General features: G+C 70.2%; 18 protein-coding genes. 5 read left to right on the forward strand and 13 right to left on the reverse strand.

Annotated elements, in window-relative coordinates:
• Window positions 1-3: 3 nt before the first annotated feature.
• The gene (locus tag EOE66_RS13340; protein WP_128229221.1) at window positions 4-801 is read right to left on the reverse strand and encodes an SDR family NAD(P)-dependent oxidoreductase; all 798 of its coding nucleotides are present in this window, start codon (window positions 799-801) and stop codon (window positions 4-6) included.
• A gap of 23 nt (window positions 802-824) precedes the next feature.
• Window positions 825-1,820: an MBL fold metallo-hydrolase gene (locus EOE66_RS13345; protein ID WP_128229223.1), complete on the reverse strand. Its 996-nt coding sequence runs from the start codon at window positions 1,818-1,820 to the stop codon at window positions 825-827.
• A 119-nt stretch (window positions 1,821-1,939) separates the two neighbouring features.
• Here EOE66_RS13345 and EOE66_RS13350 point away from each other — a divergent pair, with 119 nt between their 5' ends.
• The 3 genes from EOE66_RS13350 to EOE66_RS13360 are packed head-to-tail and all read left to right on the forward strand — an operon-like array spanning window position 1,940 to window position 6,265.
• Window positions 1,940-4,237 carry a bifunctional salicylyl-CoA 5-hydroxylase/oxidoreductase gene (locus tag EOE66_RS13350; RefSeq protein ID WP_128229225.1) on the forward strand — a complete coding sequence of 766 codons (2,298 nt, stop codon included), beginning with the start codon at window positions 1,940-1,942 and terminating at the stop codon, window positions 4,235-4,237.
• The gene (locus EOE66_RS13355) at window positions 4,234-5,064 is read left to right on the forward strand and encodes an enoyl-CoA hydratase family protein (RefSeq protein WP_128229227.1); all 831 of its coding nucleotides are present in this window, start codon (window positions 4,234-4,236) and stop codon (window positions 5,062-5,064) included. The genes EOE66_RS13350 and EOE66_RS13355 overlap by 4 nt, the downstream gene beginning before the upstream one ends.
• A gap of 1 nt (window position 5,065) precedes the next feature.
• Entirely contained in the window at window positions 5,066-6,265 is a 1,200-nt protein-coding gene (locus EOE66_RS13360; protein WP_128229229.1) for an acyl-CoA dehydrogenase family protein, read from the forward strand.
• Window positions 6,266-6,299: 34 nt separating this feature from the next.
• On the opposite strand, the gene EOE66_RS13365 is transcribed toward EOE66_RS13360, so the two are convergent.
• The 8 genes from EOE66_RS13365 to EOE66_RS13400 form a co-directional block, all read right to left on the reverse strand.
• Window positions 6,300-6,827 (reverse strand): MarR family winged helix-turn-helix transcriptional regulator, encoded by a 528-nt coding sequence (locus tag EOE66_RS13365; protein WP_375137478.1) that lies wholly within the window; start codon window positions 6,825-6,827, stop codon window positions 6,300-6,302.
• 13 nt (window positions 6,828-6,840) lie between these two features.
• Complete coding sequence (locus EOE66_RS13370) at window positions 6,841-8,040, reverse strand: tetratricopeptide repeat protein (protein WP_128229231.1); 1,200 nt, start codon at window positions 8,038-8,040, stop codon at window positions 6,841-6,843.
• A 46-nt stretch (window positions 8,041-8,086) separates the two neighbouring features.
• Window positions 8,087-8,524: an ExbD/TolR family protein gene (locus tag EOE66_RS13375; RefSeq protein ID WP_128229233.1), complete on the reverse strand. Its 438-nt coding sequence runs from the start codon at window positions 8,522-8,524 to the stop codon at window positions 8,087-8,089.
• Window positions 8,525-8,538: 14 nt separating this feature from the next.
• A complete protein-coding gene (locus EOE66_RS13380) occupies window positions 8,539-8,985 on the reverse strand; it encodes an ExbD/TolR family protein (RefSeq protein WP_128229235.1) in 447 nt (148 codons plus the stop codon).
• A 115-nt stretch (window positions 8,986-9,100) separates the two neighbouring features.
• On the reverse strand, window positions 9,101-9,961 hold the full coding sequence (locus EOE66_RS13385) for a MotA/TolQ/ExbB proton channel family protein (protein WP_375137479.1): 861 nt from the start codon (window positions 9,959-9,961) through the stop codon (window positions 9,101-9,103).
• A gap of 80 nt (window positions 9,962-10,041) precedes the next feature.
• Complete coding sequence (locus EOE66_RS13390; protein ID WP_245479032.1) at window positions 10,042-10,731, reverse strand: energy transducer TonB; 690 nt, start codon at window positions 10,729-10,731, stop codon at window positions 10,042-10,044.
• Between the two features lie 284 nt (window positions 10,732-11,015).
• A complete protein-coding gene (miaA, locus tag EOE66_RS13395) occupies window positions 11,016-11,978 on the reverse strand; it encodes a tRNA (adenosine(37)-N6)-dimethylallyltransferase MiaA (RefSeq protein ID WP_128229236.1) in 963 nt (320 codons plus the stop codon).
• Window positions 11,979-11,984: 6 nt separating this feature from the next.
• Complete coding sequence (locus EOE66_RS13400; protein WP_128229238.1) at window positions 11,985-13,214, reverse strand: Bcr/CflA family efflux MFS transporter; 1,230 nt, start codon at window positions 13,212-13,214, stop codon at window positions 11,985-11,987.
• 149 nt (window positions 13,215-13,363) lie between these two features.
• Between EOE66_RS13400 and EOE66_RS13405 the strand changes: the two genes are divergently transcribed.
• A complete protein-coding gene (locus EOE66_RS13405; RefSeq protein WP_128229240.1) occupies window positions 13,364-14,413 on the forward strand; it encodes a tetratricopeptide repeat protein in 1,050 nt (349 codons plus the stop codon).
• Between the two features lie 19 nt (window positions 14,414-14,432).
• Here the strand turns inward: EOE66_RS13405 and EOE66_RS13410 are convergent, their stop codons facing one another.
• Window positions 14,433-15,566: a pseudouridine synthase gene (locus EOE66_RS13410; protein WP_128229242.1), complete on the reverse strand. Its 1,134-nt coding sequence runs from the start codon at window positions 15,564-15,566 to the stop codon at window positions 14,433-14,435.
• A gap of 254 nt (window positions 15,567-15,820) precedes the next feature.
• Between EOE66_RS13410 and EOE66_RS13415 the strand changes: the two genes are divergently transcribed.
• The gene (locus EOE66_RS13415; RefSeq protein ID WP_164885102.1) at window positions 15,821-16,435 is read left to right on the forward strand and encodes a tetratricopeptide repeat protein; all 615 of its coding nucleotides are present in this window, start codon (window positions 15,821-15,823) and stop codon (window positions 16,433-16,435) included.
• A gap of 22 nt (window positions 16,436-16,457) precedes the next feature.
• Here EOE66_RS13415 and EOE66_RS13420 read toward each other — a convergent pair whose 3' ends face one another.
• Both EOE66_RS13420 and EOE66_RS13425 read right to left on the reverse strand, forming a co-directional pair.
• Entirely contained in the window at window positions 16,458-16,730 is a 273-nt protein-coding gene (locus EOE66_RS13420) for a YbeD family protein (RefSeq protein ID WP_128229246.1), read from the reverse strand.
• Window positions 16,730-17,608, reverse strand: coding sequence for a D-amino acid aminotransferase (locus tag EOE66_RS13425; RefSeq protein WP_128229248.1), 879 nt, complete (start codon window positions 17,606-17,608; stop codon window positions 16,730-16,732). Before EOE66_RS13425 ends, EOE66_RS13420 begins: the two co-directional genes overlap by 1 nt.
• Window positions 17,609-17,634 lie beyond the last annotated feature (26 nt).

Below are 17,634 nucleotides of genomic sequence, written 5' to 3' on the forward strand. Positions count from 1 at the left end.
GAGCTACACCGCCACGGTGTAGTTCAGCGTCATGCGGCCGCCGTCGGCCACGACGATCTCGCCCGTCACGTAGCTCGCGGCATCGCTCAGCAGGTAGGCCGCCACGTCGGCGATCTCTTCGGGCTCGCCCAGGCGCTTCATGGGCGTGCGGCTCATGATGCGGGCCTTGGCCTCGTCGCTGGTGAGCACGGCATTCTTGGCCAGCTCGGTGGCGATGGTGCCCGGGGCCACGGCATTCACGCGCACGCCTTGGTCGGCCAGCGAGAGCGCCATCACACGCGTGAGCTGGTTGATGGCGCCCTTGCTCGCGTTGTAGCTGGCGATGCTGGGGATGGCCAGCGTGCCGTTGACCGAGCTCATGTTGACGATGGCGCCGCGCTGGCGCTTGACCATCTCGCGCGCCACGGCCTGGCCCACGAGGAAGCTGCCCTTGAGGTTGACGGCGATGACGGCGTCCCAGTCTTCTTCGCTCACCTCCAGGAAAGGCGCGGCCTTGAAGATGCCGGCGTTGTTGACGAGCCCGTCCACGTGGCCGAACCGCGCCAGCGTGGCCGCCAGCGCGGCCTCCACCTCGGCCTTGCGGGCCACGTTGCAGTGCACGTAGAGCGCCTGGCCGCCAGCGGCGTTGATCTCGGCGGCCAGTGCGGTGCCTGCGTCGTCGGCCAGGTCCCACAGCGCCACGGCAGCGCCATCCTGCACCACGCGGCGCGCGCAGGCCGCGCCGATGCCTTGTGCGGCGCCCGTGATGATGACCACGCGGCCTTGCAGGCCGAAGTGCACGCGGTTGCTTGTGTTCGTCATGTTCTTCTTTCGAGGCTGAAGTTTCAGGCGGCCGGGCGGTCCAGCCACACGGCCATGCCTTGGGCGTTGAGTTCGAGGTCGATGGAGAGCAGTTCGGCGATCTGTGCGCGCGGCATCGTGCAGCCGTGCGCCGACAGGCTGTCTATGAAGATCTGCAACTGGCCGGCTTTCAGCGCCTCATGCCGCTGGGGGTTGTTCTGCTCGCGCCGGCCCAGCGCCACGGTCTGCGCCAGCAAGTCCAGCAGCAGCGCACCCAGGCGCTGCACCTCGGCCACGCTGCCGCCCACACGCCCGTAGTGCGTGAGGTACACGCACTCGGGCTCGGCCGCCAGCAGGCGCTGCACCGAGGCCTGCAGCGCCTCGGGCTCGAACTGCACGGGCGTGGAGGTGGGGATGATCCAGGCACCCTGCGCGGTGTCGAACTCGCGGTAGCTCAGGCCGAAGGTGTCGCCGGTGAACCAGCCGCGGCTCTGTTCGTCCCAGATGCAGTGGTGGTGGCGCGCGTGGCCGGGCGTGTCGATCAGCTTGAAGGGCCGGTCGGCCAGCATCACCACCTGGCCGTCGTGGCTCTCCACCACGCGCTCGGCCGGCACGGGCTCCAGTTCGCCGTAGCTGCGCTGCATCTCTGCTTCGCCGTACACCGCCATGGCCCCCGCCCAGAGCTTGGCCGGGTCGACCATGTGGCGCGCGCCGCGCGGGTGCACCAGCAGCTTGGCCTTGGGCAAGTGCTGCATCAGCAGCCCCACGCCGCCGGCGTGATCCAGGTGCACGTGGGTGGGGATGACCCAGTCCACCGCGTCCACACCCAGGCCCAGGGCCCGCAACGCGCCCATCAGGCGCGGCACGGCGAAGTTGGTGCCGGTGTCAATGAAGGCGGCACGGCCGCCTGCCACCACCAGGTAGGCGGCGTCGAAGACATCGCGGTGAAAGCCGGTGTCGATGGCGTAGATGCCGTGCGGCAGGGGCTGCACACAGGGCGGCAGGGCCAGGGTCGGCGGGGTGGTCAGGGCAGGGCTCATGCCGGCATTTTCAGCGAGGCGCAGCAGGCCCCAGCCCCGGGTTTGCATTTGCTTTACTTGTAAAGCAGTTCACCCCGACAATGGCTGCAACCCGGCTACCGGCCCCCTGGGCACGGCACATGCGCATCGTCTGCATCGGCGGCGGCCCCGCCGGCCTGTATTTCGCGCTGCTGATGAAGCAGCTGAACCCCGCGCACCGCATCACCGTGGTGGAGCGCAACAAGCCGTACGACACCTTCGGCTGGGGCGTGGTCTTCAGCGATGCCACGCTCGACAACATGCGGCGCTGGGACGGCCCCACGGCCGATGCCATCGAGGTGGCCTTCAACCACTGGGACGACATCGAGCTGCACTTCCAGGGCCAGCGCATCCGCAGCGGCGGCCACGGCTTCGTGGGCATCGGGCGCAAGAAGCTGCTGAACATCCTGCAGCAGCGCTGCGAGGATCTGGGCGTGGAACTGGTCTTCGAGACCGAGGCCACGAGCGACGCAGACTTTCCCGATGCCGACCTGATCATCGCCAGCGACGGCGTGAACTCGCGCATCCGCCAGCAGCACGCCGCCATCTTCCAGCCTGATGTGGTGACGCGGCCCAACCGCTTCATCTGGCTGGGCACCACCAAGCTCTTCGACGCCTTCAACTTCCTGTTCGAGAAAACCGAGCACGGCTGGTTCCAGGCCCACGTCTACAAGTTCGACGACAGCACCACCACCTTCATCGTCGAGACGCCCGAAGACGTGTGGCGTGCGCATGGGCTGGAGCAGGCCGGGCCCGAGGAGAGCATCGCCTTCTGCGAACGGCTCTTCGCCCGGCACCTGCAAGGCCACCAGCTGATGAGCAACGCGCGCCACCTGCGGGGCAGCGCGTGGATCAACTTCCAGCGTGTGCGCTGCAGGCAGTGGCACCACTTCAACGGCCAGAGCCACGTGGTGCTGATGGGCGATGCGGTGCACACGGCGCACTTCGCCATCGGTTCGGGCACCAAGCTGGCGCTGGAAGATGCGATCGAGCTGACGCGGCTCTTCCGCGACATCGGTGCAGACATCCCCGCCGTGTTGGCCCGCTACCAGGCCGAGCGCGAGGTCGACGTGCTGCGCCTGCAGAACGCCGCGTGGAACGCGATGGAGTGGTTCGAGGTGGTGGGCCGGCGCTACTGCGAACAGCTGCCGCCGCCGCAGTTCATGTACAGCATGCTCACGCGCAGCCAGCGCATCAGCCACGAGAACCTGCGCCTGCGTGATGCGGCCTGGCTGGAAGGCTACGAGCGCTGGTTCGCACAACAGGCAGGGCTGTCCATCGCTGAAGGTGAGAAGCCGCCGAGCCCGATGTTCACGCCCTTCACCGTGCGCGGCCTCACCGTGCCCAACCGCGTGGTGGTGTCGCCGATGGCGATGTACTCGGCGCAAGACGGCCTGCCCGGCGACTTCCACCTCGTGCACTTCGGCGCACGCGCGCTGGGCGGTGCCGGGCTGATCTACACCGAGATGCTGGCCCCGAGCGCCGACGCCCGCATCACGCCGGGCTGCGCCGGCTTGTGGAACGACGCGCAGGCCGCGGCCTGGCAGCGCATCGTGGCCTTCGTGCATGGCCATTCGGGCGCGAAGATGGGTGTGCAGCTGGGTCACGCGGGCCGCAAGGGCAGCACGCAGCTGGGCTGGCAGCAGATGGACGAGCCGCTGCCTGAAGGCAACTGGCCGCTGATCTCGGCCTCGCCCATCGCCTACGGCCCGAACTCGCAGCTGCCGCGCGAAATGGGTGGTGCCGACATGGCGCAGGTGACGGCCGACTTCGTGGCCGCCACGCGCCGCGCTGCCGATGCCGGCTTCGACATCCTGGAACTGCACTGCGCGCACGGCTACCTGCTCAGCAGCTTTCTCTCGCCGCTGACCAACCACCGCACGGACGCCTATGGCGGCAGCGTCGAGAACCGCGCGCGTTACCCGCTGGAGGTGTTTGCCGCGGTGCGCGCCGCCTGGCCGGCCGAGCGGCCGATCAGCGTGCGGCTGAGCTGCCACGACTGGTTTCCGGGCGGCAACACTGCCGACGAAGCGGTGGCCTTCGCCGCGCTGTTCAAGGCCGCCGGTGCCGACCTCATCGACTGCAGCAGCGGCCAGGTGGTGCGCGAGCAGAAGCCCGTCTACGGCCGCATGTGGCAGACGCCGTTTGCCGACCGCATCCGCAACGAGGTGGGCATCGCCACCGTGGCTGTGGGCAGCATCTTCGAGGCCGACCACGTGAACATGGTCATCGCCGCGGGCCGCGCCGACCTGTGCGCCGTGGCCCGCCCGCACCTGGCCGACCCCGCCTGGACGCTGCACGAAGCCGCGAAGATCGGCCACAGTGCCCAGCCCTGGCCACCGCAGTACCTCTCGGGTCGCGCGCAGTACCAGGCCAATCTGAAGAAGAGTCCCGCATGAACGACGACCGCCGCCCCTTCCAGGCCTACACCGCGCGCCATTTCCAGTGGCAGTGTAGCGACGACGGCCGTGTGGCCACCATCACGCTGAACCGGCCCGAGAAGAAGAACCCGCTCACCTTCGACAGCTACGCCGAACTGCGCGACCTCTTCCTCGGCCTGCAGCGCGCCAGCGATGTGCGTGCCGTCGTCATCACCGGCGCCGGCGGCAACTTCTGCAGCGGGGGCGATGTCTTCGAGATCATCGAGCCGCTCACACGCATGCCCGCACCCGAGTTGCTGCGCTTCACGCGCATGACGGGCGATCTGGTCAAGGCCATCAAGCGCGCGCCGCAGCCGGTGATTGCGGCCTTGGACGGCGTTTGTGCCGGCGCCGGCGCGATGGTGGCACTCGCGGCCGACTTGCGCCTGGGCACGCCCGCCGCGCGCACGGCTTTCCTCTTCACGCGCGTGGGCCTGGCCGGCGCCGACATGGGCGCCTGCGGCCTGCTGCCACGCGTCATCGGCCAGGGCCGCGCCGCCGAACTGCTGTTCAGCGGCCGTGCGATGACGGCCGACGAGGGCGCGGCCTGGGGCTTCTTCAACGCCTTGCACGCCCCCGGCGAACTGCTGGCGGAAGCCCAGGCCCAGGCGCGCGCGCTGGCCGATGGCCCCTGGTTCGCACACACCATGACCAAGACCATGCTGAACCAGGAATGGGCCATGGGGCTGGAAGAGATCATCGAGAGCGAAGCCCAGGCGCAGGCGATCTGCATGCTCACGCACGACTTCAAGCGCGCCTTCGACGCCTTCGCGGCCAAGCAGGCTCCGAAGTTCGAGGGGAACTGAGATGGACGTCTCGTCGCCGGCGCGTCTGGCCCACCTGCAGCTGCCTTTCTTCGACGACGGCCACCGGGCTTTGGCGGCGGAGCTAGACGCCTGGTCGGCGCTGCACCTGCAGGCCGTCGATCATCACGACACCGACGCCAGCTGCCGCGCGCTGGTGCGGGCGCTGGGCAGCGCCGGTTTCCTGCGCCACTGCGTGCCTGCCACCTTCGGCGGCGCCAGCACGGCGCTGGATTCCCGCGCGCTGGTGGTGTGCCGCGAGACGCTGGCACGGCACGACGGCCTGGCCGACTTCGCCTTCGCCATGCAGGGCCTGGGCAGCGGCCCCATCACCCTGGCCGGCCCGCCCGCGCTGCAGGCCGAGTGGCTGCCACGCGTGGCACGGGGTGAGTGCATCACCGCCTTCGCGCTGAGCGAGCCCGAGGCCGGCAGCGACGTGGCCGCCATGGCCTGCAGCGCGCGCGACGAGGGCGACCATGTCGTGCTCAACGGCGAGAAGACCTGGATCAGCAACGGCGGCATCGCCGACATCTACTGCGTGTTCGCGCGTGACCTGCCGGCCGCGGGCACCGGCGAGGCCGCTGCGCTGCGCGGCACCAAGGGCCTGAGCGCCTACCTCGTGCACGCCGGCACGCCGGGCCTGCAGATCGCGGAGCGCATCGAGGTCATCGCGCCGCACCCGCTGGCGCGGCTGCGTTTCACCGAGTGCCGCGTGCCGAAAGCCCAGCGCCTGGGCGCGGCGGGAGAGGGCTTCAAGCTCGCCATGCGCACGCTGGACATCTTCCGCGCCAGCGTCGCTGCCGCGGCCCTGGGGTTTGCACGGCGTGCGCTCGACGAAGCCTTGCAGCACGCGCAGCAGCGGCGCATGTTCGATCAGCGCCTGGCCGACTTCCAGCTGAGCCAGGCGGCTTTCGGCGACATGGCCGCCGCCATCGACGCCGCGGCTTTGCTCACCTACCGCGCCGCCTGGCTGCGCGACAGCGGCCAGGCGCGCACCACGCGCGAGGCCGCCATGGCCAAGATGGTGGCCACCGAAAACGCGCAGCAGGTCATCGACCGCGCGCTGCAGATGCACGGCGGCCTGGGCGTGCGCGTGGGCAGCGTGGTGGAAGGCCTCTACCGCGAGATCCGCGCGCTGCGCATCTACGAAGGTGCCACCGAGGTGCAGCGGCTCATCATCGGCCGCGACCTGCTGGCGGGCTGAACTGCCTTTTCGGGCCTTGGCCGGGTCGGCGAACTCAGGCCTCGGGCACGCCCAGCTTCAGCTGGCCAAGCAGATCGAAGAGCTGCGCCTGCTGCGCCGGGCTCAGCCCACCCAGCAGTTCCACCACCCAGGCCTCGTGCGCCTTGGCCATGGCGCGGAACTGCCGTCGGCCTTCGGGCGTCAGTTGCACCGTCACGGCGCGGCCGTCGGCGCTGTCGCTGCGCTTGTCCACCAGGCCTTCGGCCACCAGGCGGTCGGTGAGGCCGGTGACGTTGCCCCCCGTCACCATCAGGCGGCGGGACAGCTCGCGCATCTTCATGCCGCCCGGCTGACGGTCGAGCTGCGCCATCAAGTCGAAACGGGGCAGGCTGCCGCCGAACTGCTCGCGCAGGCGCGTGCGCAGCGGGGCTTCGATGCGGTTGGTGCAGGCCAGCAGCCGCAGCCACAGGCGCAGGGCCTGGTGGTCGTCGGCGCTGGCGCGCGTCTCGGAATCGACGGGCCCGGGATCGGTGGCGCTGCTGGCGCCGTGCAGGCCGTCTGTGGGGGCGGTGACCGGGCTCACACCGCCCAGGGCTTCACTTGCCGGCGACGAGCCACAGGCGGGCGATGTCGGCCGCGCCGTCGGTGCCCTTCACGCTGCGCAGGGTCTGCGTGGCGGCGGCCTTGGTCTTGGGCGATTGCAGCTGGGCCAGGCCCAGGCGCAGCTTGGCGTCTTCGGGGCGCTTGAGGTTGCCCTTCTTGATGCCTTGCTGGATGAGCTCGATGCCGCGGTCGACCTCGCCGATGGAGACGTAGGAACCACCCACGCGCACCAGACCGTCGCCTTCCTTGAAGTTCGCGGCTTCGGTGGCCAGGCCGGCCAGCTTGCCCTTGAGCTCGCCTTCTTCCTTCTTGGCCAGGTCGCGCAGGCGCTGGTGGCGGGCCGCTTCGGCACCGGTGCCCAGCACGCCGGCCTTGTAGCCCTGCTCCACCACGCGGGTGGCCTCGGAAGGCAGGCCCTGCTGCATGGCCAACTGCGCCAGCTCCATATAGTCCTCGGTCTTCGTCAGCGTGCCCGTTTCCAGGCGCAGGCGCAGCACGTCGATCAGGAAACGGTCGGCAAAGCCGGCCTTGCGCGGCAGGCGGCTGAGGTAGAGGTTCCAGTAGTCCTTCTTCGGGTAGTTCGCCAGCAGCTTTTCGAGCGTGGCGCCATACCCGGCGGTGTTGTTGGTGCGGTTCTGCGCGTCGGCCAGGCGCAGCAGGTCGACCTCTTCGGGCCGGCGGCCCGCCTGCTCGGCGGCGGCCACGGCGGCAGCGGCTTCCTTGGCGATGGCGCCGTAGTCGCCGCTGGCGCGCTGCAGGTAGCTCTGCATCTGCTTGATGCCGGCGCTGTTGTTGCCGGCTGCGATGGCCTTGTTCAGCCACTCGGTGGCCTTGCCGTTGTTGCGCTGCTGGGCGTACAGACCGGCGAGTTGCTCGGCGTACTGGCCCAGTTGCGCACCGCTGGCGCGGCCGGCCATCGACTCCAGCGCCGTGATGGCGGTGGGCATGTCGCCGGCGCGCTGGGCCGCTGCCGCCTTCATGGTGTCGATGGTCTGGCGCTCTTCCGAGGTGATGCCGCCGGCCCCTTCGGCCTCGCGCACCTTGCCCAGCGCTTCCTTGGCCTTGCCGGCCTTGAGCAACTCACCGGCCTGTTGCAGGGGCTTGCCCACTTCAGGGCGCAGCCCCTGGGCCGAGGCGGCGGTCAGGCAGCCAGCGGCCACCAGGGCCAGGGTGAGGGCACGCAAGGTCTTCATGGGCAGGGAGCGGGGCAAAGAGGAACCGAAAGGGAGCAGGGCGGGGTCAGAGGAACTGTTCGTTGCCGACGATGCCGATCTTGGTCACGCCCAGGCGCTGGGCGGTGGCCATGATCATCGCCACGTGCTTGTAGGTCACCAGCTTGTTCGGGCGCAGGTGCACCTCGGGTTGGTCGGCCATGGCAGCAATGGCCATCAGGCGCTGTTCGACCGCACCGCGGTCACCGGCCTGGATGATCTCGCCGTTCCAGCCGATGGTGCCGTCGAAGTCGACGTCGATGCGCACGATTTCGGGGGGCTTGGGCGGCGGCGGTGCGTTGTTCGGCACCGGCATGTTCATCTTCACCGCGTGCGTCTGGATCGGGATGGTGATGATGAACATGATCAACAGCACCAGCATCACGTCGATCAGCGGCGTGGTGTTGATGTCGACCATGACGTCGCCATCTTCATCGCCGCTGGCGTTTCCGACATTCATTCCCATGGTTGGTCTCTTCCTTACTGCAGGCGCGTGGCACCACCAGCCGGCGGCTCGGTGATGAAACCCACCTTGAAGATGCCGGCACGCTGGCAAGCCACGACAACGCGGCCCACGGATTCGTAACGAACTTCCTGGTCGCCGCGGATGTGTACCTCAGGCTGAGGCTCTTTCACGGCTTCGATCTTGAGGCGGTTCACCAGCGCCTCGTTGTCGGGCATGCGCTCCAGGCCCCAGTAGACCTCGCCGTCGCGGTTGACCGCGATGACGATGTTCTCGGGCTTGGTCTGCGTGGGCAGGTTGCGCTCGTTCGGCAGCTTCAGCTCGATGGACTGTGTGACCACCGGGATGGTGATCAGAAAGATGATCAGCAGCACCAGCATCACGTCCACGAGCGGCGTGGTGTTGATGGTGGTGTTGAGTTGCTCTTCGCCGCCGTCGTCAGCGGCGCCTACGTTCATTCCCATGCGGGCACTCCGTTCGGGTCCTGAGAGAGGCTGGGTCGGCGCCGGAGTTCCCGTGCCGAACCCACCCCTCGTCGGGGGCGGCGCCGCGAACAGCGCGGCGCCGAGGGGCCAACAATCAGCGCTTGCCGGACAACAGAACGTTGTGCAGGTCGGCGGCGAAGCTGCGGGTCTGGTCCATCACCGTCTTGTTGCGGCGGATCAGCCAGTTGTAGCCCATCACGGCCGGCACGGCGACGAACAGGCCGATGGCCGTCATGATCAGGGCTTCACCCACGGGGCCGGCCACCTTGTCGATGGAGGCCTGGCCGCTGATGCCGATCTTCACCAGGGCGTTGTAGATGCCCCAGACGGTACCGAACAGACCCACGAACGGGGCGGTGGAACCCACGGTGGCCAGCACAGCCAGGCCGTCGGTCAGGCGGCTCTGCACGCTGCCCACGGCGCGGTCGATCGACATGCCGATCCAGGTGTGCTTGTCGATGGCCTCGACCATCGTGCCTTCGTGGTGGTCGCTGGCCTTGATGCCTTGCGTGGCGATGTAGTGGAAGGCGCTGCCTTCGGTCAGCGTGCCCACACCGGCCTTCACCGAGTTGGCCTTCCAGAAGGCGTCGGCCGACTCGCGGGCGCTCTTCAGCATCACGCGCTGCTCGAACAGCTTCGTGAAGATCACATACCAGCTGCCCATCGACATGATGGCCATGATGACCAGCGTGCTGTGGGCGACGAAGTCACCTTGCGTCCACAGCGCCTTCAGGCCGTAGGGGTTCTCGACGGCTTCGGTCGAAACGGCAGGAGCAGCAGCAGCCGGGGCTTCGGTCGCGGCAGGAGCGGCCGGGGCCGATGCGGCGGCAGGCTCGGAGGCGGCCTGGGCGAAGGCGCTCAGCGGCAGGCTGAAAGCCATGACGAAGCCGGCCAGCAGCGCGGCCAGGGGTTTGGCCGCCCACGAGCGGGTGTTGGTGAGGGTTTGCATGGTCATGTGGACTCCAGAGGAACGGACTCGCGCGGCGCTCCTGCCGCACTCGCGGGAAAAAACGTGAAAAAGCGGGATGGGGAAGCTCAGTCGAGCTTCCAGACGTACTCGACGTCGACGGTGGCGCCCACGGGCTTGCCGTTTTCGTCGGAGCCGGCCTGGAACGCGCACTGGCTCAGCTTGCTGATGGCCAACCGGTCGAGCAGCTTGTGCTCGCGCGACGCACCCGCAGAACGGATCACCTCGGCCTTGGCCAGCTTGCCGTCGGCACCCACGGTGAAGCGGATGGCGGTGGTGCCGGTGGCTTCCGCACGCTGGGCGGCAGGCGGGTAATCCTCACCCTTCGGCGCGCAGGCGCCGATGTTCGTCACGGCCGCCCTCGGCGGGCTGCGCGGCGCAGGCGGTGCGGGCGGCGCGGGCGGCGCCGGCGGCTGGATGAAGGTGGTCGGCGGGGCCGGCGGCGGCGCCACGGTGGTGGTGGTGATCGTGGGCTGCGGCATCGGCGGCGGGTTCACGCGCACCTCTGGCGGCGGGATGAACGACGGCGGGGGCGGTGCCGATTGCGGCGGCGGGGGCGGCAGGTTCTCGGGCGGCGGCGGCTCGGGCGGCTTCACCTCTTCGATGATCTTGGTCTCGATGGGCGCCTTGATCACCTCGACCAGGCGTTGCGCCAGGCCGTTGACCAGCGCCCACGCGAGAACGGCATGCAGCGCCAGCACGACACCGATGCCGACCACGTGCTTGCCTGGGTTGCGTTGTTGTTCGGCGAAATCCAACTCTATCCTCCAGCCAGCCCGCGCACCCCGATGAGGCACGCGCGCCCTGTGTAATCAAACTACAGCCTGTAGCGCCCATGTGGGCCGCCCCAACCCGATGCGGCCAAGGCGCGGGACTATATCGCGAAGCGACTGCGCGCCCACCCGGGGCCTCACCCTAGACGGGGGATAAGGATTCCGGTAGGTCTCACCTAGGTCAGACCCGGCCTTGGGCACATCTTCTTGCAAGAACAAGGCCACCCTGTTTCCAAGTTACGGCGGGTTACGGCGGCCGGGGGCCAGCCTCAAGCGCCGGCCAGCCGGCGCAGGGCCTGCAGGGCCCGGCTTTGGGCGTCGGGTGCGTCGCAGGCGATGCGCGCCTGCACCAGCGTGGAGCGCAGCCAGGTCAGCTGCCGCTTGGCGAGCTGCCGCGTCGCGGCGATGCCGGTCTCGCGCAGGTGGGCCAGGCCGGTGCCGTCGGGAGCTGCGGGTGCGGCGGCGTCCAGCACCTCCCAGGCCTGCCGGTAGCCCACGCAGCGCATGGACGGCAGCTCGGGGCGCAGGTCGCCGCGCGCGCGCAGGCGCTGCACTTCCGCGACGAAGCCGCCCTGCAGCATCGCGTCGAAGCGATCGGCAATGCGTTGATGCAGCCACGCCCGCGAAGCAGGTTCGAGCGAGACCATCGGCCAGGCTGACGCGCGCTCGGCCGCATCGCCCGCAGGCCCGCGCTGCCAGGCCGAAAGCGGCCGGCCGCTGACTCGGAAGACCTCCAGCGCCCGCTGCACGCGCTGCGCATCGTTGGGCGGCAGGCGCGCAGCGGTGGCGGGGTCGACCTGGGCCAGTTCGGCGTGCAGGGCCGGCCAGCCGCGCTCGGCGGCCTCGGCGTCCAGCCGGGCGCGCATGGCGGCATCGGCCGGCGGCATCTCGTCCAGGCCGTCGCGAAGGGCCTTGAAGTACAGCATGGTGCCGCCCACCAACAGCGGCAGGCGGCCGCGGGCGCGGATCTCGCCGACCAGCCGCAGCGCATCGGCCACGAAGCGGGCCGCGCTGTACGACTGCAGCGGGTCGAGGATGTCGATGAGGTGGTGCGGCACGGCCGCCAGCTCTTGAGGCGTGGGCTTGGCCGTGCCGATGTCCATGCCGCGGAAGACCAGCGCCGAGTCGACGCTGACGATCTCCAGCGGCAGTTGTTCGGCCAGCGCCAGCGCCAGCGCCGATTTCCCCGAGGCCGTGGGCCCGGCCAGGCATAACGCGCGAAGTGCAGCCACGCGGGTTCAGCCTTCGGTGCGCTGGACCCAGGTCCAGGCCAATGTCACGGTCATCAGCGACCAGAAGGCCAGACCCCAGGCCAGCGGGCGCACGCTGCCATCCAGCGCGCCGCCCAGCCAGCGGCCGACGGCGAAGGCCACCAGCGCCAGCAGCAGCCCGGCCAGGGCCGAAGCCGCGCCCGCGGCCTGCGGAAACGGCGCCACGACCCCCGCCTGCCCGCAAGGCTGGTGCATGCCGTGGCCGAAGCAATACACGCACTGCGACAGCAGCACCGCGCCCACCGCCCATGGCGCGGGCAGGCCCGCCCAGGTCGTGGTGGCGATCAGCAGCCCGCCGGCCAGCGTGAACACGCCGCCCCGCCGCACCGCGCCTGCCAGGCCGTGCCGGGGTATCCAGCGCCGGCACAGCAGCGTGCCCCCCAGGTAACTGAGCGAGCCCAGCGCCATGGCCGCACCGTAGGCCGCAGGCGAGAGGCCGTAGACATCCATGTAGACGAAGCTGGAGGCCGCCAGCAGCGTGAAGAGGCCGCCGTAGGTGCAGGCCACCAGCAGCGCCCAGGCGCGGAAGACGGGGTTCGCGGCGATCCCGCCCCAGCGCCTGAGCAGGGGCAGCAGCCGGGTGGCGCCGGGGTCGGGGCGGGCCAGGGTCTCGGGCAGCCGGGCGGCGATGAAGATCAGCGTCAGCGCGGCGACCGCGGTCACCAGCGTGAGCGGCCCGCGCCAGCCGAAGGCCAGCGCCGTGACACCGCCCAGCAGCGGTCCCAACAGCGCGATGACGCCCAGACCGGAAAGTGCCAGCGCCATCACCTGCGCGCCCTGCACCGGCTCGTAGAGATCGCGCACGATGGCGCGGGCGCACACCACGGCGGCGGCCAGGGCCGCACCCTGCAGCACGCGCCAGAGCACCAGCAGTTCGATGCTGCCTGCCAGCGCGCAGCCCGCGCTGGCCACGGTGTAGAGCGACAGCCCCAGCAGCAGCACCGGGCGGCGGCCGACGCGGTCGGAGACGGGCCCCCAGACCATCTGCGCCAGGCCGAAGGCGAGGATCAGCGCCGACATCGTCAGTTGCGCCTGGCTCATGGGCGCGCCCAGGGCCGCCGTCAGCATGGGCAGGGCGGGCAGGTAGACGTCGGTGGTGACGGGCTGCAGGCCGAGCAGCAGCGACAGGGCCACGGCCGCCAGCAGCGGTGTCACGCGGGGCGATGCCACAAGGGCGGTGGCAGGAGGCGCAGGCATGTGCAGCGAGGTTATCAGGGGCGGCCGGCCTTCGTGCCACAGGCGCTGCCACTCGCGGCGGCAGGGCTGCAGTTGGTCGCAAGCACCGGGCGGCGCGCCTTGTGCGCCTGCATCATCTGCACCATTTCATCGAAGAAGCACGGCAAAGCATGAACAGGCAGCAAATGACCGCCTCGAGGCGAACACCCGGCCTCGCGGCGATGGCGGCGGGTCTGGCTTGGGCGGCATGGGCGCCGCTGGCGGCTGCGCAGGCGCCAGGCACGCCAGCCGGCCAGATGTTCAAGGACGCCGCCTGGCAGCAGCTTTACCAGGACGACCGTGCAGCCGACCTGCTGCGCGCTGCGCAGCAGCGTTTGCAGACCCAGCCCGAAGATCCTCAGGCGGTGCTGGCGCTGGGCCTGCTGGCCTTGCAGGGCGCGGACAGCGCCGCGCGGCTGGCCGCGCTGCAGAAGGCCGAAGCCTGCATCGAAAAGCAGCCCACGGCGGCGCCTTGCCACTACGTGCTGGGCACCGTGCTCGGCGTGCAGGCCATGAGCGAGGGCATGATGAAGGCGGCGCGCAGCGCCGGTACAGTGCGCGCCGCCTTGGGCAAGGCGCATGAGCTCGAGCCCGCCTGGTACCCGGCCCGCAGTGCGCTGGCCGAGTTCTACTTGCTGGCGCCTGGCTTCATGGGCGGCAGCACCAGCAAGGCCCAGGAGCTGGCCCGCAGTGCACCCAGCCCCGAGCAGGCCCGTCTGCTGGAGGCGCGCATCCAGATGAACGATCGCAAGTTCGAGGCGGCCTTGAAGACGCTGGTGGACCTGCCGGCCACGCTGCCGCCCAGCCTGCAGGAAGACGCCCGCCAATGGGCGCTGCAGGCGTCGCTGGGGCTGATCAACGCGGGCAATGCAGCCACTGCACAGCCCACGCTGGAGCGCCTGGCGCGCGAGCAGCCCGGCGAGGCCGGGCCGACCTATGCGCTGGGCCGTGCGATGGCCGAACAAGGCGGGCACGAGAAGGCCTTGAAGCTCTACGAGCAATCGGCCCGGCTCAAGGGCGCCGAGCGTCTGCCGCTGGCCTGGCGCATGGGCATTTCGCAGCAGGCGCTGGGCCGCAACGACGAGGCCAAGGCCTCTTTCCAGCGTTTCGTGGCCGCCGGCAAGGGGCAGAAGAACGCGCTGGAAGACGCGAAGAAGCGCCTGGCCCAGCTGGGCGCCTGAGCCCGCTGCCGCCTGCGCTTCAGAAGCGTTCGTCGTCGCGCAGGTAGCGCCACTGGCCGGCCGGCAGCGGGCCCAGCGCCACGCTGCCGATGCGCACGCGTTTCAGGCCCAGCACCTCCAGGCCCACAAGCTCGCACATGCGGCGGATCTGTCGCTTGCGCCCCTCGCGCAGCACGAAGCGCAGCTGGTCCTCGTTCTGCCAGCTCACGCGGGCCGGGCGCAGCTGCACGCCGTCGAGTTCCAGGCCGTGGCGCAGCCTTTCGAGGTCTTCGTCGGGCAGCCGGCCTTCACGCGTGTAGGCCACGCGCACGAGGTACTCTTTCTCCACGCGCGTCTGGTCGCCGATCAGGCGCTTGGCGATGCGGCCGTCCTGCGTCAGCACGAGCAGGCCGGTGCTGTCGATGTCCAGCCGGCCCGCCGGCGCCAGGTGGCGCAGGTGGTTGACCTGGAAGTTGATGCCCGATGCATCGCCTTCCCAGCGGTTCTCGGGCTTGAGCAGCACCGCGGCCGGCTCGTGGCCGTCTTCGGCCTGGCCGCTGACATAGCCCACGGGCTTGTGAAGCAGGATGGTGACGCGGCGTGCCTGCTCGGCACGGGCGCGCGGGTCGATGTCGATCACGGCATCGGTGCGCGCGCGCTGGCCGAGCACGGCCAGTCGGCCGTCCACGCGCACCCAGCCGGCTTCGATCCACTCGTCGGCTTCGCGGCGCGAGGCCAGGCCTCGGTCGGTCATGAGCTTGGCCACGCGCAGGCCGTCGGCATGCGGGGTGCCGGGCGCCTGGGCCGCGGCTGCGGCCGGGCGTGGCGCCGGCCGCGGGGCAGGGGGCGGGCTGCGCTCGGGGCGTGCCATGCGTTGCGCCTGGGGCGGTGGCGCGGGCCTGTCGGGGCGTGGCGGGCGCTCGGCACGGTCACGCGGCGGCCGCTCGGCCCGCTCGGCCCGCTCGGCGCGGGGCGGCCGATGAGGCGTATCGCCCTGGCGCAGCGAGGCGGGTGCTGGCGGGCTGTCGACGTGACGGCCGGCCGGCGGCGTGTCGGGCTCGGGCGAGCGGCGCGGGGCGGGCGGTCGTGGCGCACCATAGCCGCGCACGGGCGGGCGGTGCGGGTCGCGAGCCGGGGCGCGCGGCTTCACGCTGATCTTGGGGCGTTCACTCATGCCCGGATTGGACCATGCACGCCGCCCATCGCCGAGGCGGCAGATGCGGGCCATGAGCCGCCGTGGTGCCGCGAAGTGTCATGAATGGGTATCGTGCACCGACACAGTCCCTGGCCCGCCGGCGCAAACCCTTGCCGCGGTTTGCGCCACCCTGGAGTTTCACCATGTTCCACGCGCTTGCTCGCCTTGCTCTACGCCGTGCCGCCCTCCAAGGTGCGCGCCTGCTCGTGCTGGCCACTCTGGCGAGCCCGGTCATGGCCGCGGCCCCGTTGCCGCCGGCCCTGCAAAACGAGCTGGACCGCGCGGTCATCGCCTACGAATCCGGTCAACTACCCGCAGCGCAGAAGGCCTTCGAGGCTCTCGCGCGCCGCGGCGTGGCGGCGGCGCAATACAACCTGGCGGTGATGCACCTGCAGGGCGAGGTCCCCAAGCCCGACCGCACACGCGCCCGCGGGCTGCTGCAGCAGGCCGCCGAAGGCGGTTTCGTCACCGCACAGTTCATGCTGGCGCAGGCGCTGGAGAACGGCGAACTCGGCCCCCGCGACCTGGCACTGGCCCACCGCTGGTACGAAGTGGCGGCCGAAGCCGGCAGCACCGAGGCGCAGCTGGCCATGGGTACCGGCCACTACCTGGGCCGCGGCCTGCCGAAAGATGCGGCGCGCGCCGTGCACTGGTTCCGCGAGGCCGCCAAGGGCGGTGATGTCGGCGCGATGTACCTGCTGGCCTCGATGTACGAGCAGGGCGATGGTGTCGAGCGTGACCTGCGCCTGGCGCGCTACTGGTACGGCGTGGCGGCGCAGAACGGCGACCGTGCCGCGCCGGGCAAGCTGCGCGAGATCGACGTACTGCTCGGCAGCCAGCCGAGCTGAAGGCCCGGCCGGCGCGGGGTGCCTACAGCACCACCTTCACCATCGGGTGCGAACTCAGCGTGCGGTAGAGCTCGTCGAGCTGTTCGCGGCTGGTGGCGGTGACGGTGAGCGTCAGGCCCAGGTAGTTGCCGGCCTTGCTGGGGCGGCGCTCCACCGTGCTGGCGTCGAAAGTGGGGTCGAAGTGTTTCGCCACCGCCACCATCGCGGCCTCGAAGCCTTCGGCCTGCGCGCCCATCACCTTGATGGGGAAGGCGCTGGGGTACTCGATCAGGCTCTTGCGTTCGTCTTCGTCCATCACGCCACCATGCTCTGCTTGGCGCGCTGGTAGGCCTCGTACAGGCGCGCGTACACCGGGCCGGGCTTGCCGCGCAGCGCACCGTGGCCCACCGGCTCGCCGTCGATGTGCGTGACGGGCAGGATCTCTTTCGTGGCCGAGCTCAGCATCACCTCGTCGGCAGCGCGCACGTCGGCTTCCGAGATCGGGCGCAGGTTGTAGGCGATGCCGCAGTCTTCGCACAGCTCACGCAGCAGCTCGTAGCGGATGCCCTCCAGCACGTGGCTGCTCTTGGGCGCGCCGAGCAGCGCACCTTCGTGGGCAATCCACACGTTGCTGGCCGCGGCTTCGGTGAGCCAGCCGTCGCGGAACATGATGGTCTCCACCGCGCCGGCGTCGGCCGAGATCTGGCGCGCCAGCACGTTGCCCAGCAGGCTGATGCTCTTGATGTCGCCACGCTCCCAGCGGAAATCGCGCGCCGTCACGCAGGCCACGCCCTGGTGGCGCTGCTCCAGGCTGGCCTGCTTCATGGGGTTGGCCATCGCGAAGACGGTGGGCTTCAGGTTCGCGGGCATCACGTGGTCGCGCGGGGCCACGCCGCGCGTGATCTGGATGTAGACAAGCTGGTCTTGCGCGCCGGTGGCCTCGGCCGTGCTGGCCACCAGCTGGCGGCACAGCGCCAGCCAGCCGGTGTTGTCGTGCGGGTTGGGAATGCGCAGCTTGGCCAGCGAGCGCGACAGCCGCGCCATGTGTTCGTCGAACCTGAAGAGCCGGCCGCCATAGACCGGCACCACCTCGTAGATGCCGTCGCCGAAGATGAAGCCGCGGTCGAGCACGCTCACCTTGGCTTGCGAAAGGGGCAGGATTTCCCCGTTGAGATGGACCAGGGCGTCGTTCATGGGCAGCTCCGCGCGATGCGCGGAAA

Origin of the sequence: Rubrivivax rivuli, from assembly GCF_004016505.1 — a bacterium.
In the GTDB taxonomy this organism is placed as follows: Bacteria; Pseudomonadota; Gammaproteobacteria; order Burkholderiales; family Burkholderiaceae_C; genus Rubrivivax; species Rubrivivax rivuli.

Excerpts from the sequence above, each read along its gene's own strand:
- EOE66_RS13340 (WP_128229221.1), bottom strand. The coding sequence starts at position 801 with ATGACGAACACAAGCAACCGCGTGCACTTCGGCCTGCAAGGCCGCGTG.
- EOE66_RS13345 (WP_128229223.1), bottom strand. The coding sequence starts at position 1,820 with ATGAGCCCTGCCCTGACCACCCCGCCGACCCTGGCCCTGCCGCCCTGT.
- EOE66_RS13350 (WP_128229225.1), top strand. The coding sequence starts at position 1,940 with ATGCGCATCGTCTGCATCGGCGGCGGCCCCGCCGGCCTGTATTTCGCG.
- EOE66_RS13355 (WP_128229227.1), top strand. The coding sequence starts at position 4,234 with ATGAACGACGACCGCCGCCCCTTCCAGGCCTACACCGCGCGCCATTTC.
- EOE66_RS13360 (WP_128229229.1), top strand. The coding sequence starts at position 5,066 with ATGGACGTCTCGTCGCCGGCGCGTCTGGCCCACCTGCAGCTGCCTTTC.
- EOE66_RS13370 (WP_128229231.1), bottom strand. The coding sequence starts at position 8,040 with ATGAAGACCTTGCGTGCCCTCACCCTGGCCCTGGTGGCCGCTGGCTGC.
- EOE66_RS13375 (WP_128229233.1), bottom strand. The coding sequence starts at position 8,524 with ATGGGAATGAATGTCGGAAACGCCAGCGGCGATGAAGATGGCGACGTC.
- EOE66_RS13380 (WP_128229235.1), bottom strand. The coding sequence starts at position 8,985 with ATGGGAATGAACGTAGGCGCCGCTGACGACGGCGGCGAAGAGCAACTC.
- EOE66_RS13385 (WP_375137479.1), bottom strand. The coding sequence starts at position 9,961 with ATGACCATGCAAACCCTCACCAACACCCGCTCGTGGGCGGCCAAACCC.
- EOE66_RS13400 (WP_128229238.1), bottom strand. The coding sequence starts at position 13,214 with ATGCCTGCGCCTCCTGCCACCGCCCTTGTGGCATCGCCCCGCGTGACA.
- EOE66_RS13405 (WP_128229240.1), top strand. The coding sequence starts at position 13,364 with ATGAACAGGCAGCAAATGACCGCCTCGAGGCGAACACCCGGCCTCGCG.
- EOE66_RS13410 (WP_128229242.1), bottom strand. The coding sequence starts at position 15,566 with ATGAGTGAACGCCCCAAGATCAGCGTGAAGCCGCGCGCCCCGGCTCGC.
- EOE66_RS13415 (WP_164885102.1), top strand. The coding sequence starts at position 15,821 with ATGGCCGCGGCCCCGTTGCCGCCGGCCCTGCAAAACGAGCTGGACCGC.
- EOE66_RS13420 (WP_128229246.1), bottom strand. The coding sequence starts at position 16,730 with ATGGACGAAGACGAACGCAAGAGCCTGATCGAGTACCCCAGCGCCTTC.
- EOE66_RS13425 (WP_128229248.1), bottom strand. The coding sequence starts at position 17,608 with ATGAACGACGCCCTGGTCCATCTCAACGGGGAAATCCTGCCCCTTTCG.